The sequence below is a fragment of the Celerinatantimonas sediminis genome (genome assembly GCF_046054195.1).
Lineage (GTDB): Bacteria > Pseudomonadota > Gammaproteobacteria > Enterobacterales > Celerinatantimonadaceae > Celerinatantimonas.
Window position 1 is genome coordinate 309,435 of the sequence record NZ_JBEQCS010000002.1, and the last position, 15,672, is coordinate 325,106.

Below are 15,672 nucleotides of genomic sequence, written 5' to 3' on the forward strand. Positions count from 1 at the left end.
AAGCTGCCTATGCGGCAGTTAGATTCGGATAATAAAGGCTGATAAGACTTACTAATTTGGAACACATGCGATTCAATGACACATCTATCTTGTTCTTCATTTGAAATGGACTACAACAAATGACCGTCGTGCTCTTACTTCTTCAAGCTGCTCAAGATAAACCTTCAAGTTTTTGCTGTTGCGAATATCTGCGATCATATTTTTCCAGGTTGTGCATAACTCCGTGTTAAATGGCTAAGTAATAATTGGCTATAATGCGTAAGCGCAACGAAACCTAGTTAACAATTACATGTTCACTTTTAAACGTCTTGTTATAAGCACACTACGCCAGTATTCGACGTAGGCTTGCAGATACATTGTAAATTTTAACCATACCACCAATAAATGTAGACAGTTTTACATGATTATTCGCCTCTAATGCATTCAAAATATGGTTTATTATTACAATAGGTTTATTGATTTTCTCTTGGATAGCGACATTACTATTTAATCCTTCATTTACTATGAGACTTACCGTCTTATTTAAGATTTCAGAATAATCAGCAATATATGTTCTGACAAATTTGTCCATACCAAAATTAGTTACCCTGTAATGGCAGGCATAATTATTTTCCCTGCCGCCAAAATAACGAGAAACATCAAGGTATCCATTTTGCTCTAGTACTTCAATACAGTCCTTAATTTCAGCTCGACTCAACCCAAGTTTTTCTCCATCACCAAACAGCGACTCAGGGGAAACCATATTACCATCATGACTAATAATATATTCACAAGACTCTTTTAAAACCAAATTATCGGCTTTAGTCAGGCCACTAATTTCATGGTACACACTTGTAGTATATGCAGGAGCCTTACCTAAAGCTGGTTTATCGGTAACACCAAAAATTGAAGATAAAATTCTTTTAAAGTTTTGTTCATAATTTTCTAAGTCAGGGATTGGCTCCCAAAGAGTTGATGTAAGTGACTGTGGAACTTCACAATTATCTAAAACAATAGGGATGATCTTTGTTCCTTTAGATAATTTAGAAACTATACTTGCATTTAATTCTTCCCTAACCCACTTTTTTTTTATACTGTAATTTGAAAGTACGATTATCACAGCCTGAGCTTCTTTTAAGCCCTCTTCAAAAATCTTATCGACTAAACTATCACCTGGTGACATTTCCCATTTATCTAGCCAAGCATCTACGCCGTTTTCTCGCAGTTTTGTCGCAAAACTAGTTACAAATCTATCTTTATCTTCACTTGCGTGACTTACAAAAACTTTCGGGTACATAAAGACTCCATTTAGTGCTTATAACACAGTGCTCTGGGAAAACCAAAGCGTAAGAGTAACGTATGTTCGCCCCTATGTTATGAGCCATCTCGTTGTTTAATATGATCCTGTGTATCGGGCGGAATCAAATCAGCGTAAAGATCGTCTAATTCTTTTGGCTTAGTTATCAACTCTTCAGCGATAAAGTTTAAGATACCAAATAACTTTTGCGCGATATCCGCATTATCATCCAAATTTATTTGTCCTGGATGAACAGCGTTATTTCCTATTACCCTTAGCAAGTCTAAAGCTTTCTGAATCTTCGGACTCAAGCCCTCAGCCACCAATGCTTTTATATCATTATTAATATTTCTTCCACTCTGACCCACTTGCACCAATAGCTTCTGAAGTGCCAAGCGCAGTAGAGCGGTCGCACCCTTCGGGGAGTCGATCAAAATTGACGAAGCTTCGAGATAAAGCGCTTTTATATCTTCGTTTAAATCATCGTTCGGTGGTGGAAGTATGGTTTGCTTAGGATAGACAATTTCTTTATTTACCCATAGCGTAAACTTCCCGCATGAGGAACAAGTGGCTACTGAAAATCCTTTAGGAACAAAGTAATAAAAGCTTTGTTTAAAGTTTCCATTAATTTTTTTTAGGAAATTGTCTATCTGACTTTGGATATAATCAGCAACCAGTACCCTATAATCCAAATACAGGTTCCGGAGCATACCTGTTGCCATATTTCCTGCATTTTCCGCCGTAAACCACTCTTGAGTGGCAACCGTGTTGCAATGCGGGCATTGAAACTTCTTACTCCCATACTCAGGTATCATAAATTACTCCGTAAGTTAGCCAATCCCATAACATTTTGTTAGTGCACATGCGCGCTTATCTCGTTGGGCCGTTATAAACACGCATAGTTAACTATCTATATACAAATTCATAATTTTAAGGTAGAGAATTATCATAAGTCTAAAAAGCCCATTTCTCAAAGGTACTCAAGAAGAAATACGCATGCGTAGTTACAACATTAGAACGGAAAAACTATCTGTATTGGATCAACGCATTCATTAACTTTCACAGATGATAGCTCCTCCTGAAGAGCTTGGAAAATGCGATTCATCACATTTGATTTTTGCCTACCCAAAACAATAACTCAAAATGGCACGTTGACGTCACGAAAAGCACAAGTAAAAAATAAAAACCATTAAAATTAAGTAGTTATATTTAAATCGTGGCGGGTTCAACTCCCCCCAGCTCCACCAATTACCATATATCCCATGTATTTCAATTAGTTACATGGAATATGTTTAAAAAATATACAGAGCTGTACTAATTTAAGGTACTGAAAATGGCTCTGTATATTTCTTCCAAATCTGGCATTTGGCAATTCCGCTATCAAATTCCACCTCGTTATCGCCACCTTTTTTCCAATCGATATGAAATAAAGAAATCACTCAGGACGTCTGACAAGCAAGAAGCCAAGGTGTTATCCTTAGAGCTTGAGTCAAGAATACGCAGAAAAGTCTTTGAAATGGAAAGTGATTCGATAACGATTGAAAAATTCACTAAGACGATGCTAACCCATTTAGTAGGTAAAACATCAGAAAGAATAATAAGCATCATCAATCCAATATCAGATGATGCGTCCTTCATGCATGAAGATATTATGGGTTGTCTTCAAGAAGCTGGTGATGAAAATTATGCAGAAACAGCATCCATTGTAGGATTCTATAAAGATGAGTTCATATTAGATACAGTTTACGATTTAAATCAATCACTTGAAGAGCAAGTTCAGGACTATTTTGCAACACGTATTGATACCAATGAATACATGCCTTTTACTCTCGGATCCACAGAATATTGGATGCTTGTTCAGACAATCAAACAATGCTTTAAGATTTTCAAGGATATACGAATAGCATTAGAAGATAATGATGTTGCTTTAACAAAAAAACACTTTTTGCGTCTTGTAAACTATGTTGAATCAACAACAGGATTTAGCCCCATAAGCCCATTGGTGGATGAAGTAAAAACACCAATTCAAATACAGACAGCAATAGTTCAACCACCTCAAATTTCTATAACTAATGCATCTAATACAACTTCATCGAAAAGCGTGTCAATCAAGTTTTCTCAAGCAATCACAAAATTTGTACAAAGCAAAAGAGATGAAGGGGTCATTTCAGCAAAATCATTAAATGATTACACTAATAGACTCAATGTCATTTGCGATCTTCTAGACAATCCATCCATTGATAATATCAATCGAACCATTGCAGAGAATGTTCGCAATCTTTTGCGCAAATATCCATCAAACAAAACTAAATTCAAAGAGTTTAACGGACTAAAAGGGAAAGCTATTTTAGATAGAGCATCCCTGCTTCGTAGCAAAACGCTGTCGCCATCTAGTGTCAAATCATACCTTGAGAAATGCTCAACTCTATTCAAATGGCTTTGCTTGCATGAGTACATTACTCGAAATCCGTTTGAATCAATCAAAGTTAATGATGGTACGGGCAGGAAGCACAAAATCAGTGATGAGCGTCCACCATGGAATGAAGAACAGCTTAACAAGCTATTTTCAAGCCCAATATACACAAACAAAGAATTTAAGCACCCATACTACTATTGGTTACCGCTATTAGGATTATTCACAGGTGCTCGACTCAATGAAATATGCCAACTATATGTCGCTGATGTTACATGCAAAACAGGAATATGGTGTATTCACATTACGGACCAACGTTCTGATCAAAAAATTAAGAATGCAAATTCTGAGAGAGTGCTCCCTATCCATTCAAAACTGATTGAGCTAGGATTTCTCGAATATATTGACTCATTAGATAAGAACGGTCGAGTTTTTCCAGAACTCAACTATCAGCGTGATGGTTATTCTACAGCCGCAGGAAAATGGTTCTCTCGATACAAAGAACGATGTGGAATTGAACAGAAAATCGTCTTTCACAGTTTTAGACACACTGTTGCCACTGAATTAAAACAAGCTGGAATAGCAAGTGAAAAGGCAGCAGCCATGCTAGGTCACGGAACAGGAACAATTACCTATGACAGGTATGGAAAAGCATACCATCCTGAGATTGTAGCAGACGTCGTTGAATCCCTATCCTTTCCTGCAACCAATCAAGTATTAAAATGGTGATATCAAGACCCTAAAGCTACTTAACCCCGACAGCTGCAGGCCCGTCATTTTTGGCAAAATATTAAAATATCACGGATAAACTCTCCCTAAAAATCCGATATTGCCCTACGAGAGCCTACAAAGCTGATGCCTTGATAATATCAATCTCTCTGGATTCATTTGAATTTAGTGATATTCTAGATTTCTAGAGAGTGAATCACGGTTCGCTATAACTATTGATAATACACTATGGTAGCTTATGAATTACTTACAAATTAAAGATATTGACGAAATTATAAAATTAGCAGACGAACACAACCCGCCAACGAAAAAAACTACCATAATTGAATCTAATGAACTAGCAGCAGCAGTAATAAAAGAATTAGAAAGCCCTTCTCTCAAAGCATTGGATAAGAAAATCAGTACGCTATCAGAGGAACAATTGGCTGAATTAATTGCTTTAACAGATCTAGGTCGCCATTCTGATATGGAAGAAAGCATCAATTGGCAGCTTTTATATGACCCAGCTTTAAGACAAGTTCAATCAAGTTATCGTGAAGCAGTTATTTATCTTCTTCAGAAAAAGAGACTTGCAGACTTTTTGAGAAAAGGTTTAGATAAATTATCATAATTGATTATATCTAAAACCGCTTAAATTAGTCAGAGTCGGCTTCAACATAAATTGTTCAAATAACGACCATTAGTTATGTTTGTTCATAATGTTCAAAAATACACACAATCTCAATCAATGACATATAAAGTCTCATTCTTCGAAGCCGATAGCGTACTATTGTATAAATTAGTTTCGTACATGTCCGATATTTTTATTTTAAAAGTTTTGAACACATGCTATCATCCTGTCCGTAACTATTAAGTTGTGAACAGGGGTTATCAATGGCATTTATCGGCTATGCACGCGTCAGCACTCATGACCAAGATTTATCAGCTCAACTTGAGGCATTATCAGCTGCTGGTTGTACTAAGATTTTTAATGGCAAGCAATCAGGCAAATCAGATGAGAATCAGAAGCACCTTAATGAACTGATTAACTATGTGCGAGATGGTGATGTTGTTGTTCTCACTAAGCTTGATCGTATGGGAAGAAGCTTAAATGCAATTCTCACTACCATTCAAACACTGCAATCTAAAGGTGTTCATGTCAAAACATTGGATGGTCAGGTGGATACAAACAGTGAAAGCCCGATGCAAAAAGCCATGACACAGTTATTAGGCGTCTTTGCAGAGCTTGAGCATAGCGTTATAGTGGATAGGCTACAGACAGGCAGAGAGCGTACAGGCCGCAAAGGAGGACGCTCTAAGGCACTGTCAGAGCCACAGATACAGGAAGTGAAACACAAGCTAGCAGAGGGAGTATCTAAATCTGAGCTAGCACGTCAGTATGATGTGAGTCGGCAGACGATTATCAGGGTTGAACGAAATTAAAATGTTGAATATTTGTACTGCTTCATGAGAAAAGAATAAATGTTCCATAAACCCTAGGAGATAGCACCTCGTCATATTAACAAGCAAGCCTGTTGCTAGCTGTAACTCACTAGTTTCATGAATCTAAAAGAAAAAATTTATATTATATTAAATATTGTAATCTACTCATTTTTTGTTTTTTAAAGGTTCTGATAATCCCGAATGGCTATTACATCCCTAATATTCTCGATTGCTACTAAATACCTGCGTAATTCTGCGACTTGGCTGGAAAGAAGAATACAATCCACGGATAAACAACCAAAGTTTGTAGATCTAGCCCCAACAGATAAAGCTGACAAAACGGGCATATATTCCGAAGCAATTTTATATGCAATGAACAATCCAAAAGTCTCAAACATCGCTTTAACTGGCCCATACGGGTCAGGGAAAAGCAGTATCATTCAGGTATTTTTGAAGAAGTATCAACCGCCAGCTCTTCATATATCTCTCGCTTCGTTCATTTCTAACATTAATGTAGAAGACAAGAGCAATATCAATAGCCTTAATAAGGAAAAAGAAGAGAGGGTGGATCGTCAAGAGATAGAAAGAAGCATCCTTCAGCAGATGTTGTATGGCGCTGATGCAAATAAACTTCCACTATCTCGTTTCAAAAGAATCCAAGTTCCTGGTTTTAGCGCAATTTTTAAGTCTCTATTCATTATGTTAGGAATACTTGCCTGTTGGTATGTGTTTCATATACGAACTGATATTATCAGCAGTTCTTTTTTTGTCCCATTATCGCATACTAAACTAGCCCAGATAGGGATACTAGCGTTTGCTGCAATATTTTTCTGGGTAATTCTACATCATATCTATATCACCAGCTTAGGCTTATCGATCAAGAGTATTTCACTAAAAGATGTTGAAATAAAGCCCGCGTACAGTGATGAAACATCGATACTTAATCGCCATCTTGACGAAATAATCTACTTTTTCCAAACAACCAAATACAGGCTTGTAGTCATCGAAGACTTAGACCGATTTAATGATGCTGAAATATTTGTAACGTTACGGGAAATAAATAGTCTCATCAATGAGAATGCTGGAGTAAAACGCCCTATTAAATTTCTCTATGCTTTACGTGATGGCATGTTTATAAGCACAGATCGAACTAAATTCTTCGAATTTATCATTCCTGTCATACCAATTATTAGTACAGCAAATTCAATAGACATGGTTTTAGAACAGGAAATAAGGTTAGATTTGGATGACCGCCTTGACCGACAGTTTTTAAGGGAAGTATCGCAATATCTGAATGACCTACGACTAATTCAAAATATTTTTAATGAATATACAATTTATGTAACCAATTTGGAAACTGATGGTGAAGCACTGTTCAATGCAGACAAGCTTCTAGCAATATTGATTTATAAAAACGTGTATCCGAGTGACTTTGAGCAGCTACATAGGAAACAGGGTACTTTTGCCGCTATATTGAATCTACGAGACATACTAATTAATAAAAGGGAAACGGATTATAGGGCAGAGATTAAGAAGCTTGAACAACAGCTTAAAGCCACTGAGCTGCAAGTTTTTGAAAACCTAAAAGAATTAAGGCAAATTTACACAATGAATATTATTGAAGCTCTCCCAGCAGATACCATCAATATAGGTTCTCATAATGGCACACTTATTGCGCTTTCTAAATTAACCAGTCACAACTTATTTGACCAATTGTTAGAAGATTCTCGTATAAGATACCAGCGAAGCAATCACCCTATACAATCGAGTAATAATCCTTTGGATTCAGATTCCCGAAATAGTTATAAACAACGCAAGAAAGTGATCGAAGATAAAGCTGTTGATAACAAAAGCAACATTATTAACAAAATACGGAACCTAAGATCAAAAATCACTCAGCTTCGTACCGCTAAACTCAAGGACATATTACAATCAGATAGTAACCAAACTATGGAGCATTTCAAGACTCTTGGTGAACATTATGAACTTGCTCGTTTTTTAATCTTAGAAGGGTATATAGATGATACATACTATCAATACACGTCACTCTTTCACTCAGGCCGTTTATCGCCTAATGACAACAAATTTCTAATAAAAATACGAGCATTTATAACACCCGAGCCTAACTTTCCAATTGATAATTCACAAGAAGTTATTGCATCTATGAGGGATGAAGATTTTAGGCAAAGTTATGTTTTAAACGTTAAGCTCGTTGATACCCTATTGCACAATGAAGTCCAGTACAGCCAACAACTACAAAAGCTTTTTGAGTACATATCATCTGAATTTGAAAACTGTGAAGATTTTTTTGAAGCCTATTATACCAGTGGTAAATGTATTAAAAAGTTGCTTTCGCAACTAACCAATAAATGGCAGCAGCTTGTCCCAACAATGATTGCTAGTCCGAAGAATACTAACCATATCACCCAACTGATTGCTAATTTACAAGAAGGAATGCTCGAAGAGCTCGCAAAAGATTTCGAAACACTACCAAAATTTGTAGCTTCGAACCTTCCCGATATTCTGACATATCTCCCCGAGATGGAACCAAGCCATCTTATATCTCTTAACTTTAAAGTCAAAGATATACCCACAATTAGTGAACATTCTGAAATTATAAAAGCAATGTTTAATGAAGGACTTTTCGAAGTCACTATTCCAAATATCGAATACATCTATCAAAAAATTCTAGGAGAGGATGATCTCCAAAGAATACGTGAAAGCAACTTCACTACCATATGCTCTTTAAGTAACAAAACATTAAAAGAACAAATAGAACAAAATTTCAACGGTTATCTGCACAATATACTACTGAAACTCCCCGCTAATTCGCAGGAAGATGAACAAGCCATTATTGAAATCGCTTGTCACGATACGCTTAATGAAGATTCTCTTCAGAAGTTTTTTGAACAGCAAATAACTTTACTATCCAATATCAAAGATGTACCCAATCGATTACATTCAATGCTGTTTAGGATAAACAAGGTCAAAGCTACTTGGACAAACTGTCTTGCATTTATAGAAAACCCCGAATATGAGGAAGATAGTTTGCTCGGTTATCTGGATAGAGATGATATTCGTAAAGTTATCCTAGAACAACCAATCCCCAGAGATTCTTCCTCAAAGCAGCTGCGTATATGTCTTTTCCATGCTAATGCGCTTTCAAATACAGCTTATGGTGAATATATCCATAACCTACCAAACCCTTTCCAAACATTCCCACAAGGAGTTGATGACGCTAAGCTTATCATTCTGATAACCGAGAAGAAAATTTCATTTACTAAAAAGAATCTCGATTCACTCTCCCCTAACGAAAGTTTACAGGTATTATTTGTTACAGCCAACATTGATACCTACCTAAATGATCCTAGTGACTTTGAATTAGATGATGAATTCTTAGAACAACTTCTTAAAAGTGAGATTAATGATGAAGATAAGCAAAGAGTAGTCGGATTAATCGACCTAAAAACAATTGGAGATCATCCCGAACGAGCAGCACTTATAGGAAAAATCATTAACAACAGCAACAGCTTCGACATATCCAATCTTGATGGAAATATTGCTCAAGAACTGATAATTCATTCCAAACCTATAGAGATGCAAATTTCACTTTTTAACAAATGTCATTCACTTATGACAAATGATGATATACGTAATATTTTAGTTAAACTGCCACAACCATATTCTGAGATAACAACTGGCTTCCACATTCCAAAATTAGAAATCACACAAGAAAATCTCAATTTAGTCAAATGGCTTACGTCAAGAAACATTATTTCTTCATGGAAGGAAACCGCTCTTGATAGTATAAAAATCAGTCTTTACAGAAAGCAGCGAGAATGAAATTCATAAACAAAAATATCAATTTGATATAATGCTAATAATCTATAATGTTAAATATCATGCCAGACGTGTTTGTCTGTGATGATGAGATGTTAAATGGCTTGATATGATAGTGTTGCTCAAATTGATGCACACTCATCACACCACCAGCTAGAGCTTTCTGGATCTTATACAATGGCTAGAACAGATAAAGTGATTGATAGCTGGGTATTGGTGAGATATATTGAACTTAGATTGATTCAGAATATATTTACTAATGGCTAAAATATAGCCAAATTATGACCTAATTAATTCTAATTATCTCATCCGTATCAAAACACAGCTCACTACTAGTCTATATTGTTGATTTAAGACACCAAACAGCCATTATTAGCAACTTCTATGGCATTATGCTACAACTGTACAACATACTTAAATGAAACGCCCTATGAGCCGTTTAGAGAAGATTGTTAATCTGAATTTAATTTTGTTATTCTGATGAATCAAAAAGGGAGGTTGTTTAACACCCGAGTTGATGATCAATCATCATCGAGTTGCTTAGCAGCTTTCTTGTTTGTGACAGACCAACGTTTAATCTTACTCTTCCCAAATAGCTTTTCGATGTCGTGTAGTTTCTGTTTTTTCACCTTCTCAGTCCAACTTTCTAACTTCTCAGGGGTGATAGCCCTCTGTCGTAATACATATTCAGGAAAGCCATCTAATCTATTGGTAATGATTTGTATCACTTGCTTATCAAGCTTAGCAGTTGAAAATATCTGAAACATCGGTTGAACTGGTCCAAATCTCTTAATTGAACGCAACCACCAAATACATACAGCATTAGAAAATTTTTCACTCAAAGGTGTTCGGATACTAGAGAAAGCCTTCGGCACAAGTAACGCATCATCATGATCGAAAAAGAAAGAGGTTTGATACGATGGCTGATACTTGTGCATTACATCGATTATTTTACGTTTTGTTTTATCAACTGAAGATTCAGACAATTTAGTACCTCACTGGCCTCCATATTAGATTTATCATCAATACTTAACACACTGTTACTGGGTCTAAAGATAATACCCCATAAGAACAGAAGTAATACATAGAGATAGGAGTATATATTAGGATAGGGTATACATTACCAATCAATCAATCTTTCCTATACTCCAACACAATTACTTCACCAATCCACTATCCCTAGCACAGGGATAATATCAGTCAGCTACTACTCTCGATTAGATTTTACAAATGGTGAGAACCTTCCTAAAAAAATGATTTATTTCTGATAGAGTGACGGTAAATTTCCAATTTTTAATGATATTTAGGTCAATTAAACCACTTAACCCAACAGCTTTTACTCCAACTAATTTACTGACTGTTATACTAAAATAGTGGAAACTTATCATTGAAGTTATCCAACCGTTTCAGGTTATAAAATATCTTAATCTGACTTGGCAACAACTCCGTGCCTAGTGAAGCAAGTTTGGCAATATATTAGTATATGTGACATAGTCATGTGCAATGAACAGAGCTGTGGTACTAAACAGCCTGTTACGAGGTGTTACGCGACAGCTTTTGTATTTTATAAAATATTGTTTTATATGGTATTTTTTATTTGTAGCAGGAGTCTCCCCCCAGCTCCACCAAATTGCAAAAAGACGTTTTCGAGCGTCTTTTTTATTGCCTAAAAAATAAAAACTCAAGCAAACCGAACTGATGCTCGAGTTAAAAAGAGAAGCAATACCTACCCTCCACCAGCAAAAGAACACACCTTTTTACATAGCGACTATATATTTCATGATCCGAGACTAAATACACACTGGCAACCAACGAATCAGTGCGCAAAAAACTTGGAAACCCAACACTCAAAAAAGCAGGTGTTCGCTACTGCCGCCCATACAACTGCCTACACACCCTCGCCGGTCGTCACATGTCATCTGGCGCCAATCTCTAGTGGCTAGTCGAACAAATGGGCCACTCCTCACCAGAAATGTTGTTTAGGCATTATGGCAATTACATGCGATAGTATGATCGCTCCGAAAAACAAAGCCAAATCAAGACAGTAGGATTGTTATTATGAATAGGCATAACAATCAATAAAACTTACTCAAAAGTTAATATTTGCTATTTATTTTCTAAATTTTTCTACAGATATCACATTTATTAACTAAATTAGAGTATTAGTGTTTGTTAATTGTCCAGATCTATGGACAATTTTTAGTATTGTAGTGTTATAAAATTCCTCTTATATTTATTCATATAGAATATTTATTGAAACTATTTATTAAATACAAATACTAAACAGCTAACCATATTTATTAATTTGGTCTGTAATTAAGGGTAAAGAATGAAGATGATTACCTCACGACAACACAGACTATTACGCTTCTTGTTACAGCAACAGGAATATGTCACGTTAACGAGCCTAGCTAAAGAATTTAATGTCTCTCAAAAAACCATTCAGCGTGATCTGAAAATGATTAATGACTATCTTGCAGACTCGAATATACAGGCAGAAAAAAAAGCAGGAACAGGTGTGTTATTAGTAGCTAAAAACACAGCAGATCTCTTACAACTGGAAAAACAGATCAATGGTGGGAATGATGATTCTGATGGCATTATGGGACATGATCGTCGGATAAAAATTGTATCTTGGTTACTGAGTGAGACCCCAAAAAATACTTCAATCAACAAGTTATCGGACCGATATTTTATTAGTAATGCTTCTATAGTCAATGACTTGAGGATAATTGAAGAATGGATCACTCCACTTGGATTGCAGTTAATTCGTAGTAAAAGTGGAACCCATATTAAAGGTAATGAAAAAAATATACGTCAAGCGATGGCCACCTTGATTAATGGATTAATAAATCACGAGGATCCTGGTCTCATAAACCAATCTAGGTTAGATCCAGGCAGCTATAAAGCACTGGTTCAATATTTTGGTAAGGACGATGTTGCCTTTGTTCAAGCTCTATTGCAGGAAATGGAACATACATTGGCATACCCATTAGGTGAACCTTATTATATCAATATATTTACTCATATCTTAATTATGATGCATCGCCGGATTAAAGGCAATTTACTGGACAATCTAGGACATGCAGTTCGACAAAATTTAAAAGATCCAGTATTTATTATTGCAGGGGAGATGGTAGCTAAAATAGAAGAACATATTGATTTGCCATTGCCTGAAGATGAAGTATGGTTTATTTATCAATACATTATTTCATCTGGTGTATTAGTAGTCGAAAATAATAGTAGTAACTTGTTATATACAGAGCTATTTAGTGATGAAGCACATAATATCACTGTACATTTGATAAATCACTTTTCACTGTTAGTCAATATAAAACTTGACCAAGACCAACAATTATATGAAGGACTAGTGGTACATATACGGCCGTTAATTAATCGGCTTCATTACCAAATTATTATTCATAATCCATTGCTTGATGATATTAAAAATGAATTAGTAGATGTCTATCACTTAACACGTATTGTAGTGAATGATGTCTTTATTAACTATACTCAACAAGCAGTGTCTGATGATGAAATAGGCTACCTAGCTGTACATTTTCAGGCGGCAATCGAACGCCAGATTACACATAAACGCGTATTATTAGTATGTTCCACTGGGATAGGCACATCGCATTTGCTTAAAAGTAGAATTCTACGAGCATTTCCCGATTGGAAAATTGTTGCTGCAGTGCCATCCGATAACTTGCAAAATTCTAGCCAGGAAATGATGCCAGATCTAATCATCTCTACAGTTCATGTACCTGAAATGGAAATACCAGTAGTACATGTAACTGCATTTCTTAATGATGCAGATCTGCAACGAATTACTGACAAACTAATTACAGAAAAGCTTCATCAAGCTGGTGATGCATATACTATTGCCCAATCCTAATTTGACTTCAATGATGGTGGTTTATGGATATAACAAAAATACTCAGTGTAAAACACATAAAATTAAATATGACAGCTAAAAATAAAAGAGAAGTAATTGAGGAGTTAACTGATTTATTAGTTAACGATGGCTCAGTTAGTAATAAAGATGAATTCATTCGAGATGTCTGGATACGAGAAGATCAAGGTTCAACCGGATTTGAAAATCATATTGCAATTCCTCATGGGAAATCTGCATCAGTAAATCATACTACACTAGCTATTGGACGCACCCAACAAGAAGTTCCTTGGGAAAGCCTAGATGGTAGTGACATCCGTTGTATCATTTTATTTGCAGTCCGTTTAGAGGATCAAAATACGACCCATATTCGTTTGTTAACACAGATTTCTAGTGCCCTAGCAGATGATGAAGTAATTGCTAAACTGTTAGTTGAAGATGACCCAGAAAATATCATTCAACTTTTTAACACTCAAGCTGAAGTAAATATATAACTATAACTATTTATTATTTTTAATTTCTTCATGCAGTTAAAATAATAAAATAACATAAGAGAATTATTATGAATATTGTTGGAATTTCTGCCTGTACTGTAGGTATTGCCCATACATATATTGCGCAAAAAAAAATTGAGACAGCCGCCAAAAAAGCCGGAGATAATGTCAAAATTGAAACTCAAGGTACAATCGGCATTGAGAATAAACTAACTGATGATGAAATAGCAAAAGCGGATATCGTATTACTAGCTGTCGATGTAAAAGTTTCAGGTGAAGAGAGATTTGCTGGAAAGAAAGTAGTAAAAGTAACAACACAAACAGCAATTAAATCTCCAAATAAACTTATTGAAAAGTTGCATGAATTAGTAAAGGAATAATTGTTTCATTAACAATTATTCCTTAAGAAATAGAGGGCTTTATTTATGAGTATACAAGACTTATGGAAAGCAGCAAATCCGAAAGGTCATCTGCTAACGGCCATCTCATTCTTGATTCCAATTGTCTGTGGAGCAGGCTTTATTATTGCTATTGGTATGGCTTTTGGTGGTTCGGCTCAGAGTACGCTGGTTTCAGGCAAATTTGATTTATGGCAAGCACTAGCCACTATAGGAGGAAAAGCACTTGGGCTTTTACCCGTTGTAATCGCGTGTGGAATTTCTGGTTCGATTGCTGGTAAACCCGGTATTGCCCCTGGTTTTGTCGTAGGCTTGGCAGCTAATGCTATTACAGCAGGTTTCATCGGCGGTATGGTTGGTGGTTATATATCAGGCTATCTTGCTCTTGCTATCATAAAATATTTTAAAGTTCCAAATTGGGCCAAGGGATTAATGCCGACATTGATTGTTCCTTTCTTTGCATCCATAATCAGCGGCCTAATCATGATCTATATTATTGGGACCCCTATTGGTATTTTTACTAATGGTCTGACATCTTTCTTACGAAGCATGGGAACCTCCTCTCACTTAGTTATCGGCGCAGTAATTGGGGCGCTATGTATTCTGGATTTTGGTGGACCGATCAATAAAACATGCTTTGCCTTCGTTCTTACTCTTCAGGCACAAGGCATCAATGAGCCAATTACAGCATTACAGTTAGTTAACACTGCAACACCTATCGGCTTTGGACTTGCCTTTTTTATTAGCAAGATTCTACGCAAAAACATTTATAACAATGAGGAAATCGAAACATTAAAGTCAGCTGTTCCTATGGGAATAGTCAATATTGTAGAAGGATCTATTCCAATAGTTATGAACGATATAATCCGAGGTATTGTAGCCGCAGCAATAGGTGGAGCCTGCGGTGGAGCAGTTACCATGATTTATGGCGCAGATGCTACAGTGCCTTTTGGTGGATTATTAATGCTTCCGACAATGTCACATCCTATGGCTGGAGTTATGGCATTACTAGTAAATATATTAGTAACTGGTATTATCTACGCGCTCATCAAAAAAGAGGTTCATCGGGACGTTATTATAGATACCGATGAACAAGAAGAAGAAATAAAATTGGATGATATTAAGGTTAGCTGACACTCAATTTATATTTTTACAAATTTTATATAAGTGATTAAATCAAAGTAAAATTACAACCACTAGAATAATAC

At 35.9% G+C, this 15,672-nt stretch carries 11 protein-coding genes; 8 read left to right on the top strand and 3 right to left on the bottom strand.

Annotated elements, in window-relative coordinates:
- Positions 1-322 precede the first annotated feature (322 nt).
- Both ABTQ23_RS04040 and ABTQ23_RS04045 read right to left on the bottom strand, forming a co-directional pair.
- Positions 323-1,276: a toll/interleukin-1 receptor domain-containing protein gene (locus tag ABTQ23_RS04040; RefSeq protein WP_408614351.1), complete on the bottom strand. Its 954-nt coding sequence runs from the start codon at positions 1,274-1,276 to the stop codon at positions 323-325.
- A 77-nt stretch (positions 1,277-1,353) separates the two neighbouring features.
- Entirely contained in the window at positions 1,354-2,091 is a 738-nt protein-coding gene (locus tag ABTQ23_RS04045; RefSeq protein WP_408614352.1) for a DUF4145 domain-containing protein, read from the bottom strand.
- A 518-nt stretch (positions 2,092-2,609) separates the two neighbouring features.
- Between ABTQ23_RS04045 and ABTQ23_RS04050 the strand changes: the two genes are divergently transcribed.
- From ABTQ23_RS04050 to ABTQ23_RS04065, 4 genes are all read left to right on the top strand, one after another.
- Positions 2,610-4,418, top strand: a complete 1,809-nt coding sequence (locus ABTQ23_RS04050) for a tyrosine-type recombinase/integrase (RefSeq protein ID WP_408614353.1) — start codon at positions 2,610-2,612, stop codon at positions 4,416-4,418.
- Between the two features lie 238 nt (positions 4,419-4,656).
- Positions 4,657-5,028, top strand: coding sequence for a DUF3775 domain-containing protein (locus tag ABTQ23_RS04055; RefSeq protein WP_408614354.1), 372 nt, complete (start codon positions 4,657-4,659; stop codon positions 5,026-5,028).
- 263 nt (positions 5,029-5,291) lie between these two features.
- Positions 5,292-5,840 (top strand): recombinase family protein, encoded by a 549-nt coding sequence (locus ABTQ23_RS04060; protein ID WP_408614355.1) that lies wholly within the window; start codon positions 5,292-5,294, stop codon positions 5,838-5,840.
- A 201-nt stretch (positions 5,841-6,041) separates the two neighbouring features.
- A complete protein-coding gene (locus ABTQ23_RS04065) occupies positions 6,042-9,683 on the top strand; it encodes a YobI family P-loop NTPase (RefSeq protein WP_408614356.1) in 3,642 nt (1,213 codons plus the stop codon).
- 518 nt (positions 9,684-10,201) lie between these two features.
- On the opposite strand, the gene ABTQ23_RS04070 is transcribed toward ABTQ23_RS04065, so the two are convergent.
- Positions 10,202-10,666 (bottom strand): hypothetical protein, encoded by a 465-nt coding sequence (locus ABTQ23_RS04070; RefSeq protein ID WP_408614357.1) that lies wholly within the window; start codon positions 10,664-10,666, stop codon positions 10,202-10,204.
- A gap of 1,343 nt (positions 10,667-12,009) precedes the next feature.
- On the opposite strand from ABTQ23_RS04070, the gene ABTQ23_RS04075 reads away from it, so the two are divergent.
- The 4 genes from ABTQ23_RS04075 to ABTQ23_RS04090 all read left to right on the top strand — a co-directional run bounded on the left by ABTQ23_RS04075 (position 12,010) and on the right by ABTQ23_RS04090 (position 15,598).
- Positions 12,010-13,575 (top strand): BglG family transcription antiterminator, encoded by a 1,566-nt coding sequence (locus ABTQ23_RS04075; RefSeq protein WP_408614358.1) that lies wholly within the window; start codon positions 12,010-12,012, stop codon positions 13,573-13,575.
- A 23-nt stretch (positions 13,576-13,598) separates the two neighbouring features.
- On the top strand, positions 13,599-14,066 hold the full coding sequence (locus tag ABTQ23_RS04080) for a PTS sugar transporter subunit IIA (RefSeq protein ID WP_408614359.1): 468 nt from the start codon (positions 13,599-13,601) through the stop codon (positions 14,064-14,066).
- Between the two features lie 68 nt (positions 14,067-14,134).
- A complete protein-coding gene (locus ABTQ23_RS04085; RefSeq protein WP_408614360.1) occupies positions 14,135-14,446 on the top strand; it encodes a PTS fructose transporter subunit IIB in 312 nt (103 codons plus the stop codon).
- Between the two features lie 45 nt (positions 14,447-14,491).
- Positions 14,492-15,598, top strand: a complete 1,107-nt coding sequence (locus ABTQ23_RS04090; RefSeq protein ID WP_408614361.1) for a PTS fructose transporter subunit IIC — start codon at positions 14,492-14,494, stop codon at positions 15,596-15,598.
- The last annotated feature ends 74 nt before the right edge of the window (positions 15,599-15,672 follow it).

What these genes read in the sequence shown, in the direction of transcription:
- ABTQ23_RS04040 (WP_408614351.1), bottom strand. Translation starts at nt 1,276, where the DNA reads ATGTACCCGAAAGTTTTTGTAAGTCACGCAAGTGAAGATAAAGATAGA.
- ABTQ23_RS04045 (WP_408614352.1), bottom strand. Translation starts at nt 2,091, where the DNA reads ATGATACCTGAGTATGGGAGTAAGAAGTTTCAATGCCCGCATTGCAAC.
- ABTQ23_RS04050 (WP_408614353.1), top strand. Translation starts at nt 2,610, where the DNA reads ATGGCTCTGTATATTTCTTCCAAATCTGGCATTTGGCAATTCCGCTAT.
- ABTQ23_RS04055 (WP_408614354.1), top strand. Translation starts at nt 4,657, where the DNA reads ATGAATTACTTACAAATTAAAGATATTGACGAAATTATAAAATTAGCA.
- ABTQ23_RS04060 (WP_408614355.1), top strand. Translation starts at nt 5,292, where the DNA reads ATGGCATTTATCGGCTATGCACGCGTCAGCACTCATGACCAAGATTTA.
- ABTQ23_RS04065 (WP_408614356.1), top strand. Translation starts at nt 6,042, where the DNA reads ATGGCTATTACATCCCTAATATTCTCGATTGCTACTAAATACCTGCGT.
- ABTQ23_RS04075 (WP_408614358.1), top strand. Translation starts at nt 12,010, where the DNA reads ATGAAGATGATTACCTCACGACAACACAGACTATTACGCTTCTTGTTA.
- ABTQ23_RS04080 (WP_408614359.1), top strand. Translation starts at nt 13,599, where the DNA reads ATGGATATAACAAAAATACTCAGTGTAAAACACATAAAATTAAATATG.
- ABTQ23_RS04085 (WP_408614360.1), top strand. Translation starts at nt 14,135, where the DNA reads ATGAATATTGTTGGAATTTCTGCCTGTACTGTAGGTATTGCCCATACA.
- ABTQ23_RS04090 (WP_408614361.1), top strand. Translation starts at nt 14,492, where the DNA reads ATGAGTATACAAGACTTATGGAAAGCAGCAAATCCGAAAGGTCATCTG.